Here is a 22,558-nt window from a genome sequence, read left to right on the forward strand (position 1 = left end):
CCGCCGGCTCTAGGGCTCGCCGGGGGCGGGGGCCGTGACGGCTCGCTCGATCAGGATCATCGCCGCGTCGTCCGCCAGGTGCCCGTCCGCGTGCCGGACGAGCGCCTGGCGCAGCCGCTCCAGGTACTCCTCCGGGGTCGCGCCGTCGAGTTTCTCCAGGGTCTCCGGCAGTGGGAAGAACTCGTGGGAGCGGTTGCGCGCCTCCAGCACCCCGTCGGTGTGCAGCAGCATCCGCTCGCCCACGGCGAAGGGAAAGGTCTCGGTGCCGATGGGCGGCCCGGTGAGGAACTCCTCCAGGCCCAGCGGGGGCAGCGGACGGGTGGGGGAGAGGGTCCGTACGCAGCCGTCCTGGACGATCAGCGGCGGCGGATGGCCGCGGTTGATCACCTGGATCGTCGCGTCGTCCGGCACCTGAGCCAGCAGCACGGTGACGAACTGCTCGGCCTGCTCCTCCCAGTTCCGCGGGTCGGTGCGGTCCATCAGCGCGTACTCCCGCTGGAGCGCGGCCGCGCAGCGGTGCATGACCTCGGCCAGGTCCCGCTCGTAGTGCACCGCCTCGCGGAAGGCGCCCAGCACCGCCGCGGCCGACCGCACGGCCGCCAGCCCCTTGCCCCGTACGTCCCCGACGATCAGGCGCACCCCGAACCGGGTGGTCATCGCCTCGTAGAGATCGCCGCCGATCTGCGCACCCCGCTCGGCCGCCAGATACACGCTGGCGGCCATCACCATGCCCATCCGGGTGGGCAGCGGCCGCAGCACCACGTTCTGCGAGACCTCGGCGATGCGCCGCACCTGGGTCAGCTCCTGCGTCCTGCGGACCCGCACGGCGCTGCCCACCACGCTCGCGAGCGCCACCAGCAGCAGCGCGGCCATGTTGGCGTACACCTGCTGGGTGCCCCAGGCGTGGTTGGCGGTCGCGGTGGCCGAGCTCACCCCGAAGGCGAGCAGGGCCACCGCGCTGGTGCCGAGCGGCCCCATGGTCACCGCGGCCAGCGCCGGGGCAGGGGACAGCAGGGGGCCGGTGTATATGACATGCGCCGGTGAGAGCTCGATCGTGACCACCGCGACGAGGGCCACGAAGGGCAGGCACCGCGCAACCGCGAAGAGCCTACGGCTGTGACCGTAAGCTCCCCGGTCCGCTGAAGAGCGGAGGAATCGCATAACCTGCTACTTTAATCGGATTACGGACTATTCCGGAGTTAACGTGCTGTAAAGGCCGCGAATCGTGGGGTGTGGCGCTATGCCCGAGCTACCCGATGTGGAGGGTTACCGGCGGGTGCTGGCCTCCTGCGCGGAGGGCCGCCGGGTGGAGCGGGTCGAGGTGAGCGACGCCGGCGTGCTGCGCGGGGTGACGCCTCAGCGGTTGCGGCGGGAGCTGACCGGCCACCGCTTCGGCGCTCCGGAGCGGCACGGCAAATGGCTGATCGCCCGTACCGACGGTCCCACCGTACTCCTGCACTTCGGGATGACCGGCGATCTGCTGTGCCGCCCGCACGACGAGCCGCCCCATCCGCACGACCGCGTCACCCTCGCCCTGGACGACGGCCATGACCTCCGCTACCGGGACCAGCGCAAGCTCCAGGGCCTGTGGCTGGCCGCCACCGAGGCCGACGTGGACCGGATCCTGGGCGACCAGGGCCCGGACGCGCTGTCCGTGAGCCGCGCCGAACTCGACCGGCTGCTGGCGGGGCGGCGCGGCCGGGTCAAGGCGACGCTGACCGACCAGTCCGTCGTCGCCGGGCTCGGCAATCTGCTCGGCGACGAGATCCTGTGGCGCGCGGGCATCCACCCGGCGCGGCCGACCGCCGGGCTGAGCGCCGAGGAGCGGGCCCGGCTGGAGCGCGAGATGCGCGGCGTGCTGCGGACGTCGGTGCGGGCGGGCCATGTGCCCACCGGCCCCTCCTGGCTCACCGGCCGCCGCGACGACCCCGACCCGCACTGCCCGCGCTGCGGCGGCCCGCTGCGCCGCACCCGGATGGCGGGGCGGACCACCGCCTGGTGCCCCCGCTGTCAGCCGGACGGATCATGAGGAATGGGTCATGACGAATGGGTCATGACGCGGCGGCGCGCCTTCAACTCCGCAGCGCCGGGACCCGCACCGTGGGGAAGGCCCCCTTCAGATCGAACCCGGACGCGGGCGCACCGCGCAGTGCCTCCCGCGTATAGGCGCTCCAGATCTTCGCGAGGACGTCGGTCCCGGTGTCCTTCAGCCGGATCTGCTTCCGGCTCTTCGCGTCCTCACCGAAGAAGGCGACCGTCGTGACCAGGTCGGGGGTGTAGCCGACGTACCAGGCCGACTTCTTGTCGTCGGCGGTGCCGGAGATGCCCGCGGCGGGCCGGGCGAGGTTGCGCGCCGCCAGCGGCCCTTCGCCGTTCTGCACGAGGTCGGAGGTGACGGAGTCGGCGGTCGCGCGGGTGACCGCCCGGTCGCCGATGGCTCGCGGCGGCCCGGCCGTCTCGTCACCGCGCCGCGCGGACTTCACGATGACCGGCGTGACGCGCTCGCCGTGGCGGTCGAACGTGGCGTAGGCACCGGCCATCCGCAGTGGACTCACGCCCGCCAGGCCCAGCGACACCGTCAGCGGGTCCGTGAGGCCGGTGGTGTCCGGGGGCATGCCGAGGGCCACCGCGATGTCCTTCACCTCCGCCCGGCCGTTGTTCCGCCCCTGTTTGTTCTCCAGCGCGGTGGCGGTCACGACCGGCAGGAAGACGGGCCCCACCTGGTAGTCGGCGCGGGCGGCGTTGCTGAGGTAGTGCTTGGTGTAGTCCCGGCCGCCGTACAGCGCCAGCAGCCGGCCGCTCCCGGGGTCCACCGAGACCGCCGCGCCCTGTGTGTCCTTGTCGCGCAGCGCCGGCTTCATCGTGCGCTCCAGGGCGCGCTGCTTGTCCGGGTCGATGTTGAGGGTGATCGTCCAGCCGCCCGCGGCCAGCTCCTGCTCGCTGACCCCGGCCGCGATGAGTTCGTTCCGCGCGGCGTCCACCAGGTAGCCGGCCTGCCCGCTCAGGCCCCGGGCGGGCTGGGGGGCGACCGGTTCGGGGAAGCGCAGGGTCTGCCGCTCGCCCGCGTTCAGCCAGCCCATCTCGACCATGTTGTCCAGGACGTAGTTCCAGCGCCGGGTCACCAGCCGCTTCGCCGCGGGGGTCGCGACCGCCCAGTCGTACTGGCTGGGGGCCTGCACCAGTGCCGCGAGATAGGCGCCCTGGGCGACGGTCAGGTCCTCGACGTCCTTGTCGTAGTACGCCCTGGCCGCGGCCTGGACGCCATAGGCCACCCGCCCGAAGTAGCTGGTGTTCAGATAGCCCGCGAGGATGTCGTCCTTGGAGTTCCGCTGGTCCACCTTGAGGGAGATGATCAGCTCCTTCACCTTGCGGGTGACGGTCTGCTCCTGGCTCAGGTAGTAGTTCTTGACGTACTGCTGGGTGATGGTCGAGCCGCCCTGGGTGCCCTTCCCGGTCACGGTGTTGACCAGGCCGCGGGCGACGCCCATCGGATCGATGCCCGGGTCGTCGTAGAAGGTCTTGTTCTCGGCCGCGACGAACGCGTGCTGCACGTGCTTCGGCACCCTGCTCAGGGGCACCGACTCGCGGTTGATGTCGCCCGTGCGGGCCAGGACCGTTCCGTCGCTGTACGTGTAGACATTGCTCTCGGCCTTCGCCAGGGCGTTGGCCTTGGGGATGTCGATGAGGTAGTAGAGGACCGCGAAGGTCCCGACCAGCAGCGCGCACAGCGCGATCACGTAGGCCAGCAGCCTGCGCCAGGTGAAGAAGCGCCGCAGCCCGGTCGGTTTCTCCCGCTTCCGCTGCTTCCCCCGTCTGGGCCTCCTTCTCGTCCCTCCAGGGGCCCCGGCCGTCTCCTCGCGGGCCGCCGCACCGTCCGGCTCGCGCCGAGTAGGTAACGCCATACGCGGACCTGTCATACCGGGAGCACCTCCGTCGAGCCCCGCGAGATATTCGCGGGCGGGGCCATCCTCGGCAGCGAAGATCTTGAAAACCGCAAAGCCCGGTAACGGCCCCGGCTCGGCCGGGCCTCGAATCCCGCTCGACGATGTATCAGCCGTGTATCGGTGCCGCCGCCGCTTCGACCGGCGCCGCTTCGGGGCCCTCGGGGAGCCGCAGCGTGGCCACCGCCCCGCCGTCCGGCGCGTTGGAGAACGCCAGCGCGGCGCCGATGACCTCCGCCTGACCCAGCGCGATGGTCAGCCCCAGGCCGTGGCCCCGGCCGCGCTCCCGCGCGCCGGTGCGGAACCGCTGCGGGCCGTCCCGCAGCAGATCGTCCGGGTAGCCGGGGCCGTGGTCGCGCACGGTCACGGTCCTGCGGTCCGGGTCCACCGTCACCTCGACCGGGGAGCGGCCGTGGCGATGGGCGTTGACGACCAGATTGGCCACGATCCGCTCCATCCGCCGGGGGTCCGTCCACACCGTCGGTCCGTCCCCGGCGCCCTCCTCCGCCCCCGGGCCGGTGCCCAGCCGTACGTCCAGCGCGGTGCGGGCGACGGCCTCGGCCACCAGGGCCCCGAGGGGGCAGGGGGACGGATCGGCCCGCTCCGCGCCCGCGTCCAGCCGGGAGATCTCCAGCAGGTCCTCGACCAGTGTGCTCAGCACCCGCACCCGGTCCCGCACATACCCGGCGGCCTCGCCCGGCGGCAGCAGTTCGGCCGCGGTCACCAGACCCATCAGCGGGGTGCGCAGCTCGTGGGCCACATCGGCGGTGAACCGCTGCTCGCGGAGCAGCCGTTCCTGGAGCGCGGCCGCCATCGAGTCCACGGCCCCCGAGATCTCGGCGATCTCGTCGTGCGGGCGGGCGGTGGCCGCGATACGGGCGTCCAGGTCACCGGCGGCGATCCGGCGCGCGGTCGCCGCGGCGGTGCGCAGCCGCCGGCTCATCCGCCCGGCGGTCACCACCCCCAGCGGCAGCACCACGGCGGTGGCCATCAGGCCGGCCAGCACGATGTTGGTGTCGAGCGCGCTGATGTCGCGCATGGAGGTGCCCAGGTCCACCCGGACCGAAAGGATCTGGCCGTCGGCGGGTCTGGCGGCCCACATCGTGGGCCCACCGGCCCCGGTGGTGAACTCGGTGCCCTGGTGTCCCTTGCGCACCAGGCCGCGCAGCCCGCCGGGAAGTCCGGGCGCGTCCAGGGCGGCTCCGGAACCCTCGACGTCGCCCGTGCGGGCATAGATGGCGGCGGCCCGCTCCAGCGTGGTGCGGGCGGCGTCCCGCGCCTGCGACAGCTCGCGCTCCTGTGAAGCGCGGTGCACCAGCACGCCGACCGCCGCGGCGACCGCACAGGCGGCCGCCGCCACCAGGGCGGCTATCCGCCATCTCAGCGCCATCGTCAGCGCCGCAGCTTGTAGCCGAAGCCGCGGACCGTCTCGATCCGCTCCGCGCCTATCTTGGCCCGCAGCCGCTGGACATGGAGGTCGACCACGCGGGTGTCCCCGTGCCAGGCGTGGTCCCACACCCGGCTGAGCAGCGTCCGGCGTTCCAGCACCACGCCGGGCGACGCGGCGAACTCCAGCAGCATCCGCAGCTCGGTCGGCGTCAGGGCCACGAGCCGGCCGGCGCGGCGCACCTCCATCCCGCGGGGATCGATGGTCAGGTCGCCGAAGGCGAGCGTCCGCGGCTCCTCCTCGGCCGTCTCCCCCTCCGGCCCGCCGGGCGCGCTCCGCCGTACGGGGGCGAACGAGGCGCGGCGCAGCAGGGAGCGGATACGGGCCACCAGCACCGCGCTCTCGACCGGCTTCACCACGTAGTCGTCGGCCCCCGCCTCGAGACCGGAGACCACGTCCAGGGCGTCGCCGCGGGCGGACATCATCAGGATCGGGGCCAGGCTCAGCTCGCGGACCCGGCGGCACAGCCCGATGCCGTCCAGTTCGGGCAGCATGACGTCCAGCAGCAGCAGATCGGGCTGCCGCTCGCGGAACAGCTCGAGGCCGGTGAGGCCGTCCCCGGCGGTGGACACGGTGAAGCCGTAGCGCTCCAGGAGCATGCGCACCGTGTTGCGGATCACCTCGTCGTCCTCCACGAGCAGGAGGTGGGCCTCGGTGGTGGGGCCGGGCGCCGCGGGGCCCGGCCCGGCGGCCGCGGGCGGGGGGAAGGCGGAGGTCATGGCGTCCTCCTCGGCGGGGCGGTCTCGGCCGGCACGGCGCCGGGGCCGGTCTCCGCGACTTCCGGGGCGGCGGGGACGGGAACCCCGGCATCCGGGGCGGTGGAGGCGCCGCGCGGGGTGACCGCGGCCAGGACATCGCCGTTCCAGCGGTAACGCGCGGTCAGCCGGCCGTCGTCGCCGGTCGACGTGATGACCAGGTCACGGCCGTACGTCTCGCCGGTGACGCCCAGCTGGCCCCAGTAGATCAGCACCGGTCTGATGGTCCGGCCCTCCGCCGAGTACACCTGGACCAGCGTCCGCTGGAACTTCGGAAGGTCGACCGCGGTCACCAGCTCGTCCCGGCCGTCGCCGGTCAGATCGCGCAGGACCGGCTTGCGCAGCGGGCAGTCGGCACGCGGACACGCGGCCAGTGCGCTCTGCACCACCTTCGGCACATTCGGGTCCTTGTCCAGCAGCCGCTTCGGGGACACCCTCGCCAGCCCGCCGGCGGGCGCGGACACGCCGTCGACGGGCAGATAGCGGACGAAGCGGGGGGCCTGCCCCTCATGTTCGGGCGTCGGCGGCGGAGTGAAGTCCGGCCACAGCGGCACGGCGCTGGTGGGCGCGGACAGCCGGGGAGCGGCGCCGTCGTCCCGGGCACCGGTCCCGGACGCGCAGCCCGCGAGCCCCACGGCCGCGCCGGCGGCGGCGAGCGCGGGCAGCAGGAGCCGCGTCCGCCGCTGGGAGACTGAGGAGTGCATAGGCCGATCACCCTATGACACCCCTGCGCCGCACGGATGTTGTGCGGCCGCATCGGAGTGAGCGCTCAGGACAGCCAGGCCGTGTACGAGAGCACATCGCCCGACTCGATCCGGTACTCGGGGTCGTCGCGGGTGTACGTCTCCTCCACGTCCAGCACCCTCCCGTCGTCCGGGTCGAGGACGACCATCTGCCGCAGCCCGCCGGTGGTGCGCACGAACGCCTGGCCTTCCCGGCCCATCCGGTCGGTGACCCGGCCGGCCGGGCGCAGGCCCGCGTCACGGGAGAGCAGGGTGGCGAGGTTCGCGATCTCGCGCGGGCCGGGTGTCCACACCCGGAGGAAGTCCCGGACCGCGCCGAGCAGTTCGTCCGGGTCGCGGTCCGCGCCCGGGTGCCAGACGGCGAGGTAGTCGCGCAGCGCGGCGGCGCCGGCCGGCGGCGGCTCGAAGAAGCTCTGGTTCGCGCCGCCGATGCCCGGCGGGTAGCTCTCCCGCTGCACCACCTTGCCGTCGTGGACCGTACGGGGCGGCACGCCGTCGTCGATGACCGGGCGGCCCGGGTGGCGGGGGTCGGTGGCCACCACGAGAAGCGAGCCGCTGCCGTCCGCGTTCCAGCGGGTCAGCGTCTCCAGGGGGACCGTCACCGCGTCCTTCCCCGACTCCAGGCCCAGCGACCAGTCCTGGACATGGCTGCCGCGCACCGACGTCCCGGGCTCGGCGGCCGCCGCGGTCCGGGCCCGGCCGGCGATCTCCGCGAGCGGCACATCGGCGGCGGAGGCGTGCGGCCGCAGCGCCACCGGGGCGGCCACGGCCGGGGAGGAGGCAGGGCCCGAGACGGTCAGCGCGATGGCGGCCACCGCGCCCGCCGTCGCCGTGGCCGCACCCATGACGATCCGCCGGACGGTGCGGCGCCGCCGGGCGCCGGACACCAGCTGCCGCAGCCGCCGCTCGCCTTCGAAGTCCAGCGGGCGGTCCCGCCAGCGCTCGTCGCCTGCGGGGACGGGGTCGGCGCCGCGGAGCAGGTCGAGTTCGTCGGTCATGTCCCTTGTTCCTCCGTGCTGGTCCCCGCCGGCACCGGGACAGTCCCGCGCACCGTGTCGATCTGCGCCCGCAGCCGCTGCCGGGCCCGGTGCAGCCGCATGGCCGCGGCCGACCGGCCGCATCCCAGGACGGTGGCCAGCTCCTCGACGGTCAGCTCCTCCCACGCCGTCAGCTTCAGCACCTCCTGGTCGGCCTCGGTGAGCCGGTCCAGCGCCTCCAGCACCCAGGAGCCCGGCCGCTCGGCGTCCGGGCCCGACACGGTGCGCCGGCCGCGCGTCACCTCGTGGTGGCCGAGTCTGGCGAGCAGCCTGCGGTACCGGCCGCGCCCGCGCACCGCGTTGGCCAGGCAGTTCCGCGCCACCCCGTACAGCCAGGGCAAGGGCGACCCGGGCAGCTCGCGGCGGCGCCGCCAGGCGACGGCGAACACCTCCGCGACCACTTCCTCGACCTCGCTCGGCTGCCCGTCGAGCCGTCGCGCCACGAAGCGGCTCACCGCCCAGTAATGCTCACGGTAGGCGGTGTCGAAGGCTTCGTCGGGGCTCATGCCCGGTAGGTGTCCGGCATGCCCCCGATCATCACACCCCGGGAATCTTTCTTTTCCCGGCCTCCCCTGTGACGGTCGGGAGGGGTGCCGGACACCTACCGGGCATGAGTAACAACACTGTTGTCGCGGCACCGGCGCCCCTGCCCACGCGCCGTCCGAGCCCCGGATCCGCGGCCGTGAGGTGGCTGACGACCACCGACCACAAGACGATCGGGACGCTCTACCTCGTCACGTCGTTCGCGTTCTTCTGTATCGGCGGGATCCTGGCGCTGTTCATGCGCGCCGAGTTGGCCCGCCCGGGCCACCAGCTGATGTCGAACGAGCAGTTCAACCAGGCGTTCACCATGCATGGCACGATCATGCTGCTGATGTTCGCCACGCCGCTGTTCGCGGGCTTCGCGAACTGGATCATGCCGCTTCAGATCGGCGCGCCCGACGTGGCGTTCCCGCGGCTGAACATGTTCGCCTACTGGCTGTACCTGTTCGGCTCGCTGATCGCGGTGGGCGGGTTCCTCACCCCGCAGGGCGCCGCCGACTTCGGCTGGTTCGCGTATTCGCCGCTGTCGGACGCGGTCCGCTCGCCGGGTGTGGGCGCCGACATGTGGATCATGGGTCTGGCCTTCTCCGGCTTCGGCACCATTCTCGGCTCGGTCAACTTCATCACCACCATCATCTGCATGCGCGCTCCGGGCATGACGATGTTCCGTATGCCGATCTTCACCTGGAACGTGCTGCTCACCGGTGTGCTGGTGCTGCTGGCCTTCCCGGTGCTGGCCGCCGCGCTGTTCGCCCTGGAGGCGGACCGCCAGTTCGGGGCGCACATCTTCGACGCGGCCAACGGCGGGGCGCTGCTGTGGCAGCATCTGTTCTGGTTCTTCGGCCATCCCGAGGTGTACATCATCGCGCTGCCGTTCTTCGGGATCATTTCCGAGGTCATTCCGGTGTTCTCGCGCAAGCCGATGTTCGGCTACATCGGGCTGATCGGCGCGACGATCTCGATCGCGGGTCTTTCGGTGACGGTGTGGGCGCACCATATGTATGTCACGGGCGGCGTGCTGTTGCCGTTCTTCTCCTTCATGACGTTCCTGATCGCGGTGCCGACCGGGGTGAAGTTCTTCAACTGGCTCGGCACGATGTGGAAGGGGTCGCTGAGCTTCGAGACCCCGATGCTGTGGGCGGTCGGCTTCCTGATCACGTTTCTCTTCGGCGGTCTGACCGGTGTCATCCTCGCCTCACCGCCGATGGACTTCCACGTGTCCGACACCTACTTCGTGGTGGCCCACTTCCACTACGTGATCTTCGGTACGGTCGTCTTCGCGATGTTCGCCGGCTTCCACTTCTGGTGGCCCAAGTTCACCGGCAAGATGCTGGACGAGCGCCTCGGCAAGATCACCTTCTGGACGCTGTTCATAGGCTTCCACGGCACGTTCCTCGTCCAGCACTGGCTGGGGGCGGAAGGGATGATCCGCAGGATTCCGGATTATCTCGCCGCCGACGGCTTCACCACGCTGAACACCGTTTCGACGATCTTCTCCTTTGTGCTCGGCCTGTCGATCCTGCCGTTCTTCTACAACGTCTGGAAGACCGCGAAGTACGGCAAGAAGATCGAGGTCGACGACCCGTGGGGCTACGGCCGCTCGCTGGAGTGGGCCACCTCCTGCCCACCGCCCCGGCACAACTTCACCGAGCTGCCCCGGATCCGCTCCGAATCCCCGGCGTTCGATCTGCACCACCCCGAGGTCGCCGAGCGGGAGCCGGTGGGATGAGGGGCATGAGCGCGGCCGGCGCCCCGTACTCCGGCGACATCGCCATGGGCATCAACCAGCTCGAGGGCTATCTGCTGCTCCAGGCGGAACGCGACCTGGCCGCGGAACGGGCGCGCCGCTTCGCGGGCCGGCTGGACTGGCTGACCGTCGCCCAGCGCCAGGAGGTCGAGCGCCGCTACACCCAGGACCAGTTGGACGTCACCGAGCAGATGCTGCGCAAGGTGGCGTGGCGCTGCGAGGAGCTGCGCGCGGAGTATCAGGCGGTCCATCTCCGGCTGCGGTGCCGGCTGGTGGCCGCGCTGCTCGGCGGGATCGCCCTGGCCGTCGTCGCCACGGCGTCCGTGACCGCCGCGCTCGTCGCCGGATAGCGACGGAGCGACCCGCGTCGGCGGCACGCCCCCGGCCGTGCCGCCGACGGGGGCTATTTGATGTACTCCGGGAGCACCTGGGCCGGCCAGGTGCCCACGGTCAGGATGCCTGCCGCGTAGGCGCGGGACACCAAAGCGGCGCGGTTGGGCGCCTTGAGCTTCCGCAGCATCGAGCTCACGTGGTACTCGACGCCCTGCCTGCTCAGATAGAGCTTGGAGGCCAGCTGCACGGTCGAGGCGCCGGTGGCCACTCCTTCGAGTATCCGGGCCTCGATGGGGGAGAGCAGCAGCCCCCGCAGCGTGGACACCTCCTCGGTGGCCGGCTCGTCGTCCGGCCTGACCAGGACGACGATGGAGGACGCCTGCCGGGACGGGCCCTCGATGGCCGTGCCGGTCAGATCGCCGGAGAACACCTGCCCGTCCGAGCGGCATCCCACGACGCGCTCGGTGAAGCGGGTGCGGCGCCCGTCGTGCAGGCGCGAGAAGTGTTCCCGCAGCACGGAGAGCGCGCTGGGGCGCAGCAGCTCGAACAGTTCGCGGCCGCACAGCTCCGCGGACGAGCCGCCGAAGTGGCGGAAGAAGTCGTCGTCACCCGCGAGGACGCGCAGGTCGGAGGTGAGCGTGGCCATGCCGGTGGCGTACCGGCCGCGCCCTTCATGGACTCTGGGGTGATCAGGGGTGACCCGGGCGGTGTGGGGGAGGGCAGCCAAGGGAAGTCACCACTTTCTGTCGTATCGGCAACGGCTGAACAATCTGGTGACGGGTGTTTAGGTCCGCTTTCAGGTGTATACCAATGCCACGCACTGTTGGCCCTGCCCGTATACGAAAGACTTGTGACCGTTTCTGCCCGAATGGAGTTCGGGGCAACTGTGATCAACTTCCGCGTGTCGTACGGCGGAAGGGCGCCGAAACCTCCGGGTCGGGCCCCGTCCGCCGGTGTCACCGTGGACTCGGGCAGACCGCCGCCACCGATCCCACACATCGCCCACACTGCCCGAAGGGTCAGCCGTGTACGGCCATCTCCGCTCCGCACACCGCCGCCTGGGCCCGCGCGGCGAGCGCCCGACGGTCGTCCACCCCCGGCAGCGCCCACAGCGGCTCGCGCACCCGCACCCGCACCGTGAGCCCGGCGGCACCCAGAATCCGCCGCACCGAGCTGCCGAAGTCGTCCTCGCCGACGAAGGCGGCCACCGTGGTCGGCGCTCCGTGCTGGACGTACTCGAGGGACACCGGCCGGACCGGCGCCCCCGCGTCGAGGGCCGCCTGGAAGGTGGCCCGCCGGAAACGGCCGCCCGTCCCGGCACACCAGGTCGCCCCCTGCGGGAAGGCCATGACCGAGCGCCCGGAGCGCAGTTGCCCGGACATCGCCGCGACGGTGTCCGGCAGCCCGCGCAGGCTGTCGCGGTCGATGAACAGCGTCCCCGCCCGCCGCACCAGCGGGCCGACCCCCGGCCACCCCCCGACCTCCCGCTTGGCCAGCATGGTCACCGGCTCCACGGCGAGCAGGGCGAGGATGTCCAGCCAGGAGATGTGGTTCGCGACGACCAGCGTGCCCGTGTCACCCGGCACGCTCAGCGGCCCGCCGATCACCTCGAGCCGGATGTCCAGGGCGTCCAGCACCGCCGCGGCGTGGGCGCGCAGCGTGGCGGGCTCGCCGATCCCCCGGCCCCGCAGCAGCGCGCTCACCACCGTCCGCGCGAAGGACGCGGCACGCCCGGCCGCCCGCGAGGCGGGCACCCGCGCGGCGGCGTGCGCCACACAGCGGGTGGTGCACGGGGACCACGCGGCCCACGCGCTCGCGGGCGCCGGTACGGGCACGGGCACGGTCACCGTGAATCGCCCAGGAAGTAGCGCCGATAGCGGTCGTTCATCCGCTCCGTGTCCAGCAGCACGAAGAAGTCGGCGTCGTCGAAGTCCCGGTCGTGCTGCGGGGCCCCGCACATCCAGGCCCCGATCCGCAGATAGCCGCGCAGCAGGGGCGGCAGCGAGGCGTAGCCCGGCTCGGCCACCAGCGGCCGGGTGGGCATCCAGGGGTCGTGCGGGCGCACCCGCACCTCGGGCGGCGCGGCGTGCCGGGAGGTGCCCAGCAGCCACGCGTTCGCCGCGGCCTGCCCGCCGTCGGCCAGCGGCACCGAGGCGCAGCCCGCGAGATAGCGGTGCCCGGACAGCAGCACATACCGGGCGAGCCCGGCCCACATCAGATTGATCACCGCGCCCGAGCGGTGGTCCGGGTGCACACAGGCCCGGCCCGCCTCGACCATCGACGAGCGGATCTCCTCCGGGAGCCCGCTCAGGTCGAACTCGGTGTCCGAGTACAGCCGCTCGGCGCGCCCGGGAGGCAGCAGCCGGTAGGTGCCGACCACGGTGTCCGTCGCCGTGTCCGTGACGATCAGATGGTCCATGACCTCGTCGAACTCGTCCATGTCCCGGCCGGGGACGGGCGAGTGCAGCCGGGCGCCCCGCTCCTGGCCGAACACCTGGTAGCGCAGCCGCTGCGCGGCCTGTATCTGCTCTTCGGTGTCCGCGATCGAGGTGACGTAGGAGCCGGCGTCCGCCGGTACCGGGGTTGTCGAGAGCAAGGGCATTCCTGTTCTCCGTTCAGGGGATTCAGCACCAGCGAAGCTTGGAATGGCTTCGCAAGTGTTGCCCCGGTACGAGAACGCGGCAGTGTCCGGACGGTGATTCGACGACTGCCGCTCGATGACGAACGTGTGCCGCCGCGGCCGGAACACGCGCCGTCCACCAGAAGGACGCCCGCCGGACAGGCCCTAGGCGCCCGGCAGGGGGAAGTTCAGCGCCCGGGCCGCGTCGGCCGGGGTGGGCTGGGACCACAGCTCGGCGACGGAGCGCGCCGAGGCCAGCGAGCGGGTCTCGGCCCGGTCGAGATAGAGCATGCCGTCGAGGTGGTCCGTCTCGTGCTGGACGATGCGCGCGGGCCACCCCGCGAACTCCTCGTCCAGCACCCGCCCCCGCTCGTCCTGCCCCCGCAGCCGGATCCGCTCGGGGCGGGCGACCACGGCCTGCCAGCCGGGCACGCTCAGGCACCCCTCGAAGAACGCCACCCGGCGGCCGGGGTCGCCCACCGGCTCGTACGACGGGTTGACCAGGACCCGGAAGGTCAGCGGCACCCGCCCGCGCGCCTCACGCACCTCCGCGGACACCTCGGCCGGGTCCTCGATGACCGCGATCCGCAGCGGAATCCCGATCTGCGGGGCGGCCAGGCCCACCCCCGGCGCGGCGTGCATGGTCTCCCGCATCGCCACCACCAGCCGGTCCAGCTGCCCGTCGGACAGCTGACCCTCGTACGGAAGGGCGGGCCGGCGCAGGACCGGGACGCCCGCGGAGACGATGGGCAACGGGCGGGGGCCGGCGAGAAGCGCGTCGACGAGCTCGGGCAGCGGGGTGGTCGGCATGGGGACAGCCTGGCAAGGGGCGGGCCGCCGCGGCAAACCGGGCTCAGCGGCAAAACCCGTTTAGTCGAAGACTGAACAACGCGGGGCGGCGGCCCGTATCTTCTGTCGAGTCGCCGGGGAACCCACGCCTCCGGCGGCTCTCCCGGGCCTCGTGGCCCGGTCCGGCTGCCGCTCCGCGGTGACTCTCCCCGTTGTGCGCCACGGGGCGGCAGCCTCACCGCGCGGGCGTCACGCCTTGAGGCCGGCCATCCAGGCCTCGACCTCGTCGCTCACGCCTCGCCCCAGGCCGTTCTTGCGCTGCTTGAACAGGCCGCGGTGAGCAAGGCGTCCAAAACCCGCGGTGAACACGGCCATCGTTCTCGGATACCGCCGGACCCATGGCCAACCGGGTGCGGCCCGCCTATTATGACGAATCGCTGTATTGGGCGGGGGTACAGGGGATCGGCACAGTCGGTGCGGAACAATTCGTTCCTTGACGTGTGGCGTGACCGGGTATTCCGGCTCGAGATCGTCGGAATAACTCGGGATGGCCGTTTCGCGCTGACGGGGGCAATGTGGCCGAAGGTACATCGGGCTCGAATTCCGGGCTCGGGTCCTATTTCCGATTGCTGCGGGCGCCGGGCGCCGCGGCGCTGGCGTTCTGGGGGATGGTCGGCCGATTCCCGATCGCCATGCGGTCGCTGAGCTGTCTGATGCTGATCTCCGCGGTCACCCGGTCGCTGGCGGACGCCGGGACGGTGGCGGCCGCCATGCTGGTCTCGCAGGGCGTGGCCAGCCCGGTGCTGGGGCGGCTGGCCGATCGGCTCAGCCAGCGGCGGGTGTTGCTCACCGCCTGCCTGGCACACGGGGCGGGGATGACGCTGCTGGTGGTGTCGATCCTGCTCGAGGCCCCGCTGTGGCTGCTGATCCTCGCGGCGGTGGCCACCGGGTGCGCCTCGGTCTCGTTCACCTCGTTCATGCGGGCGCGGTGGGCGTCGATGGCCGACCGCGGGCTGCTGCGCACGGCCTACGCCCTGGAATCCATGCTGGACGAGACCATCTTCCTGCTGGGGCCCCTGCTGGTCACCCTGCTGGCCACCGCGGTGCACCCGGCCGCGGGCCTGATCGCCTGCGCGGTGCTGACCACCACCGGCTCCATCGCGGTGGCGCTGCACCGCCGGTCCGAGCCGGTGTCCGAACCGGCCCCGGGCCGTGGTCCCCGGCGGGCGATCTCGGTGGCCGGGGTCAGGGTGCTGATGGTCGCGTACGCGGGGATGGGGTTTCTGCTCGGCGCGGTCGACGTCACATTGATCGCGTTCGCGCAGGAGCGGTCGGCCTCCGGGCTCGCCGGGGTGTTCCTGTCGCTGACGGCGGTGGGCAGTCTGAGCGCCGGGGTGGTCTACGGGGCCGTGGACTGGAAGCTGTCGCAGGCGCGGCTGCTCTCGATCACCACCTCGGCGCTGACGCTCGGCGTGGTCCCCCTGGCCTTCGCGGACTCCCCCCTCGCGATGGCCTTCCTCGCCGTCGTCGCGGGGGTCGCGATCTCCCCGGGGCTGATCGCGGGCAGCACCCTGCTGGAGTCCCTGGCCCCGAAGGGCTCCCTGTCCGAGGGGTTCTCGTGGCTCACCAGCGCCGGTGCCCTGGGCATCGCCCTGGGCACCGCCGTGGGCGGGCGGCTGGCCGACCCGGGCGGCTTCGAACAGGCCGCGTGGGCGGCGGTCGGCGGCGGGCTCCTCGCCATGGGGCTGAGCCTCGTGGGACAGCCGGCGCTCCTGAGGACGGGGCCCGCCCCGGAACCGGCCCCGGAAACCGCCGTATGAGCACCATGACGTTGACGAGAGCGATGGCGGAGCGATGACGAGAACAATGAGGACAGAGTGGTGAGCACTGCGCGGCACGCGTCCGAGCGGGACGGACTCGGGGGATTACCGGTTCCCCGTCTCTTCTTCGACGAGTTCATGGCATTCGGGCGGCAGGCCCTCATCCGGGCGGATGTCCCCGTGGTGATCGATTTACCGAAAGGCGCCCGGGGCCTCGGCAGGGAAGGCGTGGCCGAGCGCCTGGGAAACAAGAAGGTGACCCTGTTCACCGAGCCCGGGGACAAGCGGAATTCGCAGCGCTGGACCACCAAGGAGATCCGGCTCCGCGAGTTCTTCGACGACGGCCGATACCGGACCGACCCCGGCACCTGGAACCGTATCGTGTCGAACATCCGCAACAGCCCGGCCGATGTCGACGCGATCCTCGGCTTCGACGCCGGGAAGCTGTTCGACTACCGGCGCTCGCTCAACGCGGCCAATCTGTGGATCAGTCACCGCGGAGTGTTCACCCAAAGCCACTTCGACGAGCTGGAGAACTTCAACATAGCCCTGGAGGGCCGTAAGCGGTTCGTCCTCGCGCCCCCGGGATTCCGCGAGTACTACCCGAGGTCGCTGGTGCGCGGGTTCGGCGACAAGTCGCGGGCCTTCGACTTCGACGACGTCGACCGGCGGCGCTTCCCGAGGCTCGCCGCAAAACTGGCCGAGCGCCGGGAGCTGATCCTGGAGCCCGGCCAGATGCTCTATCTCCCGCTCGGCTGGTGGCACCAGGCCGAGTCGCTCGACGAGATGAACATCAACATGAACTTCTGGCTGCGCGACCCCAAGATCTTCCGCAGACCCCATGTGCTCGGCGTCGCGCTCTACACGGCCGCCTACCGCAAGCTCACGGGCGTCTACAACTACCAGCCCGCCGAGGCCGCGTCATGACCGAACGCCGGACCATCACACCCCCGCACCGGTACCGCAACAACGACAAGGCCGTCGGCGTCGGGAACGCGTTCTGGGACCCGTCCGAGCGCAACGGCCTCGCCGGAATCACGGCCGAACTCGAGGACGGCGAGCCCGGCGTGCTGCACACCGAGGACGGCCACGAGTTCACCAACTTCACCTGCTGCTCCTATCTCGACCTGGACTCGCACCCCAAGGTCATCGAGGGCGCGGTCGCCGCACTGCGCCGGTTCGGCGTGCTGGACCACTGCATCCCGCGCACCCGGGTGCAGCTCCCGGCCCTGCCGGAGCTGGAAGCCTCGCTCGGCGAGCTGTTCGGCGCCGAGGTGGTGGCCGCCGTCTCGGCGGGCGTCGCCAGCGCCGGGCTGTTGCCGCTGATCGCCTCCGGCCATCTGGGCAACCGGGTCCGGCCGCTGATGGTGTTCGACCGCAACTGCCATGTGTCGATGGCCGCGGCCAAGCCGACCTGCGCCGACGAGACGGAGGTGGTCACCTGCGACCACCACGACCTCGGGTTCCTCGAGGACATGTGCGCACGGTACGAGCGCGTCGCCTATGTCGTGGACGGCGCGGACAGCCTGGGCGGCTACGCGCCGGTGCGGGAACTGGCGGAGCTTCAGGAGAAGTACGGCCTGCTGGTGTACTACGACGACTCGCACTCGATCTCGGCGTACGGGGAGCGCGGCATCGGCTACATCCGCTCGCACTGCCCGGTGCTGGACGAGCGGACCATCACCGTCGCCACCCTGAACAAGGCGTTCGGCACCAGCGGCGCGGCGATCCTGCTCGACGGCTACCCGAAGGACACGCTGCGCGTGGTCGAGCGGTTCGCGGGCGCGCTCAGCTACTCGCAGCCGATGAACACGGCCGCGGTCGGGGCCTCCCTGGCCTCGGCGGAGATCCACCGCACCGAGGAGCTGACCGTCCTCCAGCGGCGGCTGCGAGCCAACATCGAGCTGTTCGACCGGCACATCAGCACCGGGCAGAGCGGGACGACGTTTCCGATCCGGGTCGTGTCGATGAGCGATGAGACGGTCATGGAGGCGGGCCGCCGGGTGTACGAGGCCGGGTTCTATGTCTCCCCGGTGTTCTTCCCGATCGTCGCCCGCGGCACCGCGGGCCTGCGGGTGATGCTCCGCGCCGGCCAGACCGAGGAGCAGATCCGCGGGCTGTGCGCGGCCCTTGCCGCGGTGGGCGCCCAGCAGGCGGCCCCGGCGGAGGCGACCAGATGAAGGTGGCACCTCCGCTGACACCGACGGGCACCGCTCGGGCCATCCCGCGCTCCATCCTCTACACGCCCGCGCTGTCCCTCGACCGGGTGGTCAAGGCGTGGTCGTACGACGCGGATGTGCACCTGATCGACCTGGAGGACGCCATCCCGCCGCAGCGGAAGCCCGCGGCGCGGAGCGTGTGCCGCGCGGCGCTGGAGAAGGCGCCGGAGCCCGCGAACGCCGCCGTGCGCGTCAACGAGCTGGGCACCGCCGAGGCGGTGCACGACCTGGCGATGCTCATCGAATGCCCGGTCAAGCCGGGCTTCGTGGTGATGACGATGGTGAAGTCCGCGGTGGAGGTGGCGCTGATGCGCGACACCCTCGCCTCGGCGGGGACGCGCCCGGAGATCTACGCGACCGTGGAGACCCCGGCCGCCGTCGCTGACATCGATGCCATCGCGGCGGCCGCCGACGGGCTGATCCTCGGCTCGGCGGACCTGGCCGCCGCCCTGGGCATCGACATCACCTGGGCGGGTCTGCTCGCGGCCCGGCAGGCGATGGCCCTGGCCGGCGCCCGGTACGGCACCGCCCTGATCGACACCGCCAACTTCCGGCTCGCCGAGCCCGAGGCGCTCGCGGAGGAGCTCGGCCGGGTGCGCGAGCTGGGCTTCCACGGCAAGGTGACCGTGCACCCGAGCGAGCTGGGCGCGATCAACCGGGCCCTGCGACCCGACCCGGCCGGCCTGCGGCTGGCCCGGCGGGTCAGCGAGGCCGTGCGGGCGGCGGACGGCGGGATCGCGGTCCTGGACGGCAACATGGTCGGCCCGCCCTTCGCCCGGATGGCCCAGGCGACGGTGGCCCGCGGGGACGCCTGGGCGCAGCGGTTCGGCGGCGACAGCGGCGACAGTGGTGGCATCGGTGAGGAGGCGGGCGATGGCCGTCGCTGAGCGCGCTCTCGCCGGGCCCGGCACCGTCCCGCCCATCACCGTCGCCGTCCTCGGCACCGGGGCCATCGGCCAGGACCTGGTCGGCAAGGTCCGGCGCTCCGCCGTGCTGAAGTGCGGCCTGGTGGCCGGGCGCAACCCCGAGTCCGCGGGGCTGCGCCACGCCGCCGCGCTCGGCTGTCCGACCACGGCGGAGGGGATCAGTGCGATCCTCGCCGCCCCGCGCCCGTTCGACGTGGTGTTCGACGCCACCAACGCGATGTCGCACGCCGAACACTGGCGGCTGCTCAGGCCGCTGGACACGCTGCTGATCGATCTGACCCCCAGCCGGCTCGGCCGGATGGTGGTGCCCACCGTGACCGGGACCCACCCGCCGGCCGAGCGCAACGTCAGCCTCATCAGCTGCGGCGGACAGGCGGCGATCCCGGTCGCGCACGCCCTCGCCGGCCGGTACGAAGTGGCGTACCTGGAGGCCGTCTCCACTGTGGCCGGCGGCATCGCGGGCCGGGCGACCCGGCTCAACCTCGACGAGTACGTGGCCACCACCCAGCACGCTCTCACCGAGTTCACCGGGGTGCGCGACACCAAGGCGATCCTCAACATCAGCCCGGCCGCGCCCCCGGCGACCTTCCGCACGGCCGTCCACGCCGTCGTCCCCGGGGCCGACGCCGCCACGGTGCGCGCCGTGGTGGCCGGGGCGGCCGAGCGGGTGCGGGCCCATCAGCCCGGCTACGAGGTCATCGCCTGCACGGTGACCGGCGACCGGGTCGTGATCTCCCTGGAGGTCACCGCGGACAGCGACGTACTGCCCCGGTACGCCGGAAACCTGGACATCATCAACTCGGCCGCCGTCCTGGTCGCCGAGCAGCACGCGGCCCGGCTCGCCCCGGCCGCCGGGACGGGGGCGGGCCGATGAGCTCCGTGGTGATCCACGACCCCACCTTGCGCGACGGCCAGCACGCGGTGCGGCACCAACTCGGCGTGGCGGCGTTGCGGGGGTACGCCGAGGCGGCCGACGCGGCGGGGATCCCGGTGGTGGAGGTGGGCCACGGCAACGGCCTGGGCGCCTCCTCCCTCCAGGTGGGACGGGCCGCCGTCAGCGACGACGTGATGCTGTCGACCGTGCGGGAGGCCCTGCGCCACAGCAAGATGGCGGTGTTCATGCTGCCCGGCTGGGGCACCTCCGACGATCTGCGCAAGGCGGTGGCGCACGGCGCCGACGTGGTCCGCGTCGGGGTGCACTGCACCGAGACCTCGCTGGCCGAGCGCCACCTCGAGTTCCTGCGCGAGGAGGGCGCGGAGGCGCACTGCGTGCTGATGATGAGCCATATGGCCACCCCGGCGGAGCTGGCCGAACACGCGGCGCGCGCCGTCGGGTACGGGGCACGGGCGGTGGGCATCATGGACTCCGCCGGCCACCTCCTGCCCCAGGACGTCACCGACCGGATCGGCGCGATGGCCGAGGCCGTGGACGTACCGCTGATCTTCCACGGCCACAACAACCTCGGCATGGCCGTGGCCAACTCCGTGGCCGCCGCCGGGGCCGGGGCCGCGATCATCGACGGCTGCGCGCGCGGCTTCGGCGCCGGGGCGGGCAACACCCAGCTGGAGGTGGTGGTGCCGGTGCTGGAGCGCAGCGGGTACGCCACCGGCATCGATCTGTACGCGCTGCTGGACGCCGCCGAGTTCGCCGAGCGTGAGCTCATGCCCGCGCCGCCGGTCACCGGCTCGCTGTCCATCGTCAGCGGCCTGGCCGGGGTGTTCTCCGGGTTCAAACACCAGGTGCTGGACCAGTCCGCGCGGGCCGGAGTCGACCCGCGCGATGTGTTCTTCGAGCTCGGGAGACGACAGGCCGTCGCGGGGCAGGAGGACCTGATCGTCGATGTCGTGGCCGAGCTGAGCGCCCGGAAGGCCGCCATATGAGCGTGTCTTGGCGCGCTGCGCGGGCTGGACTGAGGAGCCGCGCAGCGACGGAGGAGCGAGCAGTGACGAGGGAAGCTCGTGCGTTGGAGCGCGCCGGGACTGAGCGGGTGGAGGGGTGCGTGTCTTGGCGCGCTGCGCGGGCTGGACTGAGGAGCCGCGCAGCGACGGAGAAGCGAGCAGTGACGAGGGAAGCCCCTGCGTTGGAGCGCGCCAAGACTGAGCGGGAGGGAGGGGTATGACTGCTCCGAGTGGCCCGGTGACCATCGGCGCCGAGGACATGGCGGGCGCGGACCGGCTGGTGCGGGTCATCGACGCGCTGGCCGAGGTGTTCGGCGATCTGGCGGCGGGCCGGACCCGGTCCCCCTCCCGGACCGTGATCGAACACGGCGCGCCCGGCCCGCGGCGGCAGCTGCTGGCCGGGACTGCGGTCTGGGAGCGGCGCGGGGTGGGCAGCGTCAAGATCACCACGCTCACCCCGGACAACCCGGACCGCGGGCTGCCGCTGATTCACGGTGTGGTCGTGCTGACCGACCTGGAGACCGGGCGGATCACCGCGCTGCTGGACGGCGCCGAGCTGACCGCCGTCCGCACCGGCGCGGTGGCCGGCCTGGCGACCCGGCTGTGCGCCCCCGAGGGCGTCGAGGAGCTGGCCGTCCTCGGCGCGGGGGTGCAGGCGCGGGCCCTGGTGCGGGCCGTGTGCGCGGTGCGCCCGATCCGCTCGGTCCGGGTGTTCTCCCGCACCCGGGCCCGTACGGAGGCGTTCGCGGAGTGGCTCCGCGCCACCTCGGCCCACTCGGTCGACGTCTCGGTGTGCGACACCGCGAAGGACGCCGTCACCGACGCCGCCATCATCTGCACAGCCACCTCGACCGACGGCCGGACACCGCTGGTGGCGGCCGACTGGGTGGCTCCCGGCGCGCATGTCAACGTGATCGGCGGAACCCACGAGGACGCGATCGAGGTCGACCCGGCGCTCCTCGCGTCCGCGTTCGTCGTCGTGGAGGAGCGGGCCGCCGCGCTCGAGGACGCGGGTGAGGTGCGGGCCGCGCTGGCCTACGGGCTGATCGGCGTGACCGAACTGCACGAACTGGGCGGCCTGGTGAACGGGACGACCGCCGCGGACGGCCGGACCTCGGTGTTCCGTGGGGTGGGCCTGGCCATCGAGGACACCGCCGCCGCTGCGGCGCTCCACGAGGCCGCGGCCACCGGCGGGCGGTGAGTCAGCTTGCCTCGCGGCAGCGCACCATGAAGGACCGCTCGAACACGATGACCGTCTCCCCGGTCGACTTGGCGCCGGTCGTCTCCACCGTCACGATCCCCTGCCCCGGCCGGGACCGGGACAGCCGCTTGGCGAGGATCCGGCTCGTCGCGTACAGCGTGTCGCCGACGAACACCGGATCCTTCAGCCGGACCTTGTCCCAGCCGAGGTTGGCCACCGCCCGCGCCGACAGCGCCTGCACGGTCATGCCACCCACCAGACACAGCGTTATCCCGCTGTTGACCAGCACCCGCCCGTACTCGGCGCCCTCCCCGTAGGCCCGGTCGAAGTGCAGCGGGTGCTGGTTCATGGTCAGCAGCGTCAGCCAGGTGTTGTCGGTCTCGGTGATGGTGCGGCCCGGCCAGTGCCGGATGACCATGCCGGGCTCGAAGTCCTCGTAGTCCCCACCGTGTTCTTCGACGTACTCGTTGTCCCCGACCCGGCGCAGCGTCATGCCCCCAAGGGTAGGCCCTGGCTATGCTGACACCCGGTCGATCGA

The 22,558-nt window shown here is 72.3% G+C and carries 23 protein-coding genes; 10 read left to right on the top strand and 13 right to left on the bottom strand.

Annotated features, from left to right (window positions below; all coding sequences use genetic code 11):
* Positions 1 to 9: 9 nt before the first annotated feature.
* Entirely contained in the window at positions 10 to 1,161 is a 1,152-nt protein-coding gene (locus ACH4S9_RS20150) for a PP2C family protein-serine/threonine phosphatase (RefSeq protein WP_311725450.1), read from the bottom strand.
* Positions 1,162 to 1,240: 79 nt separating this feature from the next.
* On the opposite strand from ACH4S9_RS20150, the gene ACH4S9_RS20155 reads away from it, so the two are divergent.
* Positions 1,241 to 2,029: an Fpg/Nei family DNA glycosylase gene (locus ACH4S9_RS20155; protein WP_385336849.1), complete on the top strand. Its 789-nt coding sequence runs from the start codon at positions 1,241 to 1,243 to the stop codon at positions 2,027 to 2,029.
* 43 nt (positions 2,030 to 2,072) lie between these two features.
* On the opposite strand, the gene ACH4S9_RS20160 is transcribed toward ACH4S9_RS20155, so the two are convergent.
* The 6 genes from ACH4S9_RS20160 to ACH4S9_RS20185 form a co-directional block, all read right to left on the bottom strand.
* On the bottom strand, positions 2,073 to 3,902 hold the full coding sequence (locus ACH4S9_RS20160; RefSeq protein ID WP_398373391.1) for a transglycosylase domain-containing protein: 1,830 nt from the start codon (positions 3,900 to 3,902) through the stop codon (positions 2,073 to 2,075).
* A gap of 148 nt (positions 3,903 to 4,050) precedes the next feature.
* Complete coding sequence (locus tag ACH4S9_RS20165; protein ID WP_398373393.1) at positions 4,051 to 5,331, bottom strand: sensor histidine kinase; 1,281 nt, start codon at positions 5,329 to 5,331, stop codon at positions 4,051 to 4,053.
* Positions 5,332 to 5,333: 2 nt separating this feature from the next.
* The gene (gene cseB / locus ACH4S9_RS20170; protein WP_385336858.1) at positions 5,334 to 6,107 is read right to left on the bottom strand and encodes a two-component system response regulator CseB; all 774 of its coding nucleotides are present in this window, start codon (positions 6,105 to 6,107) and stop codon (positions 5,334 to 5,336) included.
* Positions 6,104 to 6,847: a hypothetical protein gene (locus tag ACH4S9_RS20175; protein ID WP_361194271.1), complete on the bottom strand. Its 744-nt coding sequence runs from the start codon at positions 6,845 to 6,847 to the stop codon at positions 6,104 to 6,106. Before ACH4S9_RS20175 ends, cseB begins: the two co-directional genes overlap by 4 nt.
* Positions 6,848 to 6,912: 65 nt before the next feature.
* Positions 6,913 to 7,884: a CU044_5270 family protein gene (locus tag ACH4S9_RS20180; RefSeq protein WP_398373395.1), complete on the bottom strand. Its 972-nt coding sequence runs from the start codon at positions 7,882 to 7,884 to the stop codon at positions 6,913 to 6,915.
* Positions 7,881 to 8,429: a sigma-70 family RNA polymerase sigma factor gene (locus ACH4S9_RS20185; RefSeq protein ID WP_311725458.1), complete on the bottom strand. Its 549-nt coding sequence runs from the start codon at positions 8,427 to 8,429 to the stop codon at positions 7,881 to 7,883. The genes ACH4S9_RS20180 and ACH4S9_RS20185 overlap by 4 nt, the downstream gene beginning before the upstream one ends.
* Positions 8,430 to 8,533: 104 nt before the next feature.
* Between ACH4S9_RS20185 and ctaD the strand changes: the two genes are divergently transcribed.
* Together ctaD and ACH4S9_RS20195 are read left to right on the top strand one after the other, a co-directional pair.
* A complete protein-coding gene (gene ctaD, locus ACH4S9_RS20190; protein ID WP_398373398.1) occupies positions 8,534 to 10,195 on the top strand; it encodes a cytochrome c oxidase subunit I in 1,662 nt (553 codons plus the stop codon).
* A gap of 5 nt (positions 10,196 to 10,200) precedes the next feature.
* Positions 10,201 to 10,563 (top strand): hypothetical protein, encoded by a 363-nt coding sequence (locus ACH4S9_RS20195; RefSeq protein ID WP_398373400.1) that lies wholly within the window; start codon positions 10,201 to 10,203, stop codon positions 10,561 to 10,563.
* 53 nt (positions 10,564 to 10,616) lie between these two features.
* Here the strand turns inward: ACH4S9_RS20195 and ACH4S9_RS20200 are convergent, their stop codons facing one another.
* The 5 genes from ACH4S9_RS20200 to ACH4S9_RS20220 all read right to left on the bottom strand — a co-directional run bounded on the left by ACH4S9_RS20200 (position 10,617) and on the right by ACH4S9_RS20220 (position 14,330).
* Complete coding sequence (locus tag ACH4S9_RS20200) at positions 10,617 to 11,192, bottom strand: LuxR C-terminal-related transcriptional regulator (protein ID WP_361191849.1); 576 nt, start codon at positions 11,190 to 11,192, stop codon at positions 10,617 to 10,619.
* Positions 11,193 to 11,565: 373 nt separating this feature from the next.
* Complete coding sequence (locus tag ACH4S9_RS20205; RefSeq protein ID WP_398373403.1) at positions 11,566 to 12,381, bottom strand: lysophospholipid acyltransferase family protein; 816 nt, start codon at positions 12,379 to 12,381, stop codon at positions 11,566 to 11,568.
* 8 nt (positions 12,382 to 12,389) lie between these two features.
* Positions 12,390 to 13,148: a GNAT family N-acetyltransferase gene (locus ACH4S9_RS20210; protein WP_398373405.1), complete on the bottom strand. Its 759-nt coding sequence runs from the start codon at positions 13,146 to 13,148 to the stop codon at positions 12,390 to 12,392.
* Between the two features lie 183 nt (positions 13,149 to 13,331).
* On the bottom strand, positions 13,332 to 13,976 hold the full coding sequence (locus ACH4S9_RS20215; RefSeq protein WP_311725465.1) for a peptide deformylase: 645 nt from the start codon (positions 13,974 to 13,976) through the stop codon (positions 13,332 to 13,334).
* 228 nt (positions 13,977 to 14,204) lie between these two features.
* Positions 14,205 to 14,330, bottom strand: coding sequence for a hypothetical protein (locus tag ACH4S9_RS20220; protein WP_311725466.1), 126 nt, complete (start codon positions 14,328 to 14,330; stop codon positions 14,205 to 14,207).
* Positions 14,331 to 14,581: 251 nt separating this feature from the next.
* On the opposite strand from ACH4S9_RS20220, the gene ACH4S9_RS20225 reads away from it, so the two are divergent.
* The 7 genes from ACH4S9_RS20225 (at position 14,582) to ACH4S9_RS20255 (ending at position 22,020) form a co-directional block, all read left to right on the top strand.
* Positions 14,582 to 15,775 carry an MFS transporter gene (locus ACH4S9_RS20225; protein WP_398373407.1) on the top strand — a complete coding sequence of 398 codons (1,194 nt, stop codon included), beginning with the start codon at positions 14,582 to 14,584 and terminating at the stop codon, positions 15,773 to 15,775.
* Between the two features lie 60 nt (positions 15,776 to 15,835).
* On the top strand, positions 15,836 to 16,702 hold the full coding sequence (locus tag ACH4S9_RS20230) for a cupin-like domain-containing protein (RefSeq protein WP_385336886.1): 867 nt from the start codon (positions 15,836 to 15,838) through the stop codon (positions 16,700 to 16,702).
* Positions 16,699 to 17,955 (top strand): aminotransferase class I/II-fold pyridoxal phosphate-dependent enzyme, encoded by a 1,257-nt coding sequence (locus tag ACH4S9_RS20235; protein ID WP_398373410.1) that lies wholly within the window; start codon positions 16,699 to 16,701, stop codon positions 17,953 to 17,955. Before ACH4S9_RS20230 ends, ACH4S9_RS20235 begins: the two co-directional genes overlap by 4 nt.
* Complete coding sequence (locus ACH4S9_RS20240) at positions 17,952 to 18,881, top strand: HpcH/HpaI aldolase/citrate lyase family protein (RefSeq protein WP_398373412.1); 930 nt, start codon at positions 17,952 to 17,954, stop codon at positions 18,879 to 18,881. The genes ACH4S9_RS20235 and ACH4S9_RS20240 overlap by 4 nt, the downstream gene beginning before the upstream one ends.
* On the top strand, positions 18,868 to 19,794 hold the full coding sequence (locus ACH4S9_RS20245) for an acetaldehyde dehydrogenase (acetylating) (RefSeq protein ID WP_385336892.1): 927 nt from the start codon (positions 18,868 to 18,870) through the stop codon (positions 19,792 to 19,794). The genes ACH4S9_RS20240 and ACH4S9_RS20245 overlap by 14 nt, the downstream gene beginning before the upstream one ends.
* Positions 19,791 to 20,801: a 4-hydroxy-2-oxovalerate aldolase gene (dmpG, locus tag ACH4S9_RS20250; RefSeq protein WP_398373414.1), complete on the top strand. Its 1,011-nt coding sequence runs from the start codon at positions 19,791 to 19,793 to the stop codon at positions 20,799 to 20,801. Before ACH4S9_RS20245 ends, dmpG begins: the two co-directional genes overlap by 4 nt.
* A gap of 235 nt (positions 20,802 to 21,036) precedes the next feature.
* The gene (locus tag ACH4S9_RS20255; RefSeq protein WP_398373416.1) at positions 21,037 to 22,020 is read left to right on the top strand and encodes an ornithine cyclodeaminase family protein; all 984 of its coding nucleotides are present in this window, start codon (positions 21,037 to 21,039) and stop codon (positions 22,018 to 22,020) included.
* A gap of 1 nt (position 22,021) precedes the next feature.
* Here ACH4S9_RS20255 and ACH4S9_RS20260 read toward each other — a convergent pair whose 3' ends face one another.
* Positions 22,022 to 22,513: a MaoC family dehydratase gene (locus tag ACH4S9_RS20260; protein ID WP_311725476.1), complete on the bottom strand. Its 492-nt coding sequence runs from the start codon at positions 22,511 to 22,513 to the stop codon at positions 22,022 to 22,024.
* Between the last annotated feature and the right edge of the window lie 45 nt (positions 22,514 to 22,558).

Origin of the sequence: Streptomyces sp. NPDC021225 (genome assembly GCF_044332865.1) — a bacterium.
GTDB lineage: Bacteria > Actinomycetota > Actinomycetes > Streptomycetales > Streptomycetaceae > Streptomyces.

Bases quoted from the DNA above. Each gene is read 5' to 3' on its own strand.
- ACH4S9_RS20240 (WP_398373412.1), top strand. From the start codon at position 17,952: ATGAAGGTGGCACCTCCGCTGACACCGACGGGCACCGCTCGGGCCATC.
- ACH4S9_RS20215 (WP_311725465.1), bottom strand. From the start codon at position 13,976: ATGCCGACCACCCCGCTGCCCGAGCTCGTCGACGCGCTTCTCGCCGGC.
- ACH4S9_RS20185 (WP_311725458.1), bottom strand. From the start codon at position 8,429: ATGAGCCCCGACGAAGCCTTCGACACCGCCTACCGTGAGCATTACTGG.
- ACH4S9_RS20255 (WP_398373416.1), top strand. From the start codon at position 21,037: ATGACTGCTCCGAGTGGCCCGGTGACCATCGGCGCCGAGGACATGGCG.
- ACH4S9_RS20235 (WP_398373410.1), top strand. From the start codon at position 16,699: ATGACCGAACGCCGGACCATCACACCCCCGCACCGGTACCGCAACAAC.
- ACH4S9_RS20195 (WP_398373400.1), top strand. From the start codon at position 10,201: ATGAGCGCGGCCGGCGCCCCGTACTCCGGCGACATCGCCATGGGCATC.
- dmpG (WP_398373414.1), top strand. From the start codon at position 19,791: ATGAGCTCCGTGGTGATCCACGACCCCACCTTGCGCGACGGCCAGCAC.
- ACH4S9_RS20260 (WP_311725476.1), bottom strand. From the start codon at position 22,513: ATGACGCTGCGCCGGGTCGGGGACAACGAGTACGTCGAAGAACACGGT.
- ctaD (WP_398373398.1), top strand. From the start codon at position 8,534: ATGAGTAACAACACTGTTGTCGCGGCACCGGCGCCCCTGCCCACGCGC.
- ACH4S9_RS20180 (WP_398373395.1), bottom strand. From the start codon at position 7,884: ATGACCGACGAACTCGACCTGCTCCGCGGCGCCGACCCCGTCCCCGCA.
- ACH4S9_RS20210 (WP_398373405.1), bottom strand. From the start codon at position 13,148: ATGCCCTTGCTCTCGACAACCCCGGTACCGGCGGACGCCGGCTCCTAC.
- ACH4S9_RS20200 (WP_361191849.1), bottom strand. From the start codon at position 11,192: ATGGCCACGCTCACCTCCGACCTGCGCGTCCTCGCGGGTGACGACGAC.
- ACH4S9_RS20160 (WP_398373391.1), bottom strand. From the start codon at position 3,902: ATGGCGTTACCTACTCGGCGCGAGCCGGACGGTGCGGCGGCCCGCGAG.
- ACH4S9_RS20165 (WP_398373393.1), bottom strand. From the start codon at position 5,331: ATGGCGCTGAGATGGCGGATAGCCGCCCTGGTGGCGGCGGCCGCCTGT.
- ACH4S9_RS20245 (WP_385336892.1), top strand. From the start codon at position 18,868: ATGGCCGTCGCTGAGCGCGCTCTCGCCGGGCCCGGCACCGTCCCGCCC.
- ACH4S9_RS20155 (WP_385336849.1), top strand. From the start codon at position 1,241: ATGCCCGAGCTACCCGATGTGGAGGGTTACCGGCGGGTGCTGGCCTCC.
- ACH4S9_RS20150 (WP_311725450.1), bottom strand. From the start codon at position 1,161: ATGCGATTCCTCCGCTCTTCAGCGGACCGGGGAGCTTACGGTCACAGC.
- ACH4S9_RS20175 (WP_361194271.1), bottom strand. From the start codon at position 6,847: ATGCACTCCTCAGTCTCCCAGCGGCGGACGCGGCTCCTGCTGCCCGCG.
- cseB (WP_385336858.1), bottom strand. From the start codon at position 6,107: ATGACCTCCGCCTTCCCCCCGCCCGCGGCCGCCGGGCCGGGCCCCGCG.
- ACH4S9_RS20220 (WP_311725466.1), bottom strand. From the start codon at position 14,330: ATGGCCGTGTTCACCGCGGGTTTTGGACGCCTTGCTCACCGCGGCCTG.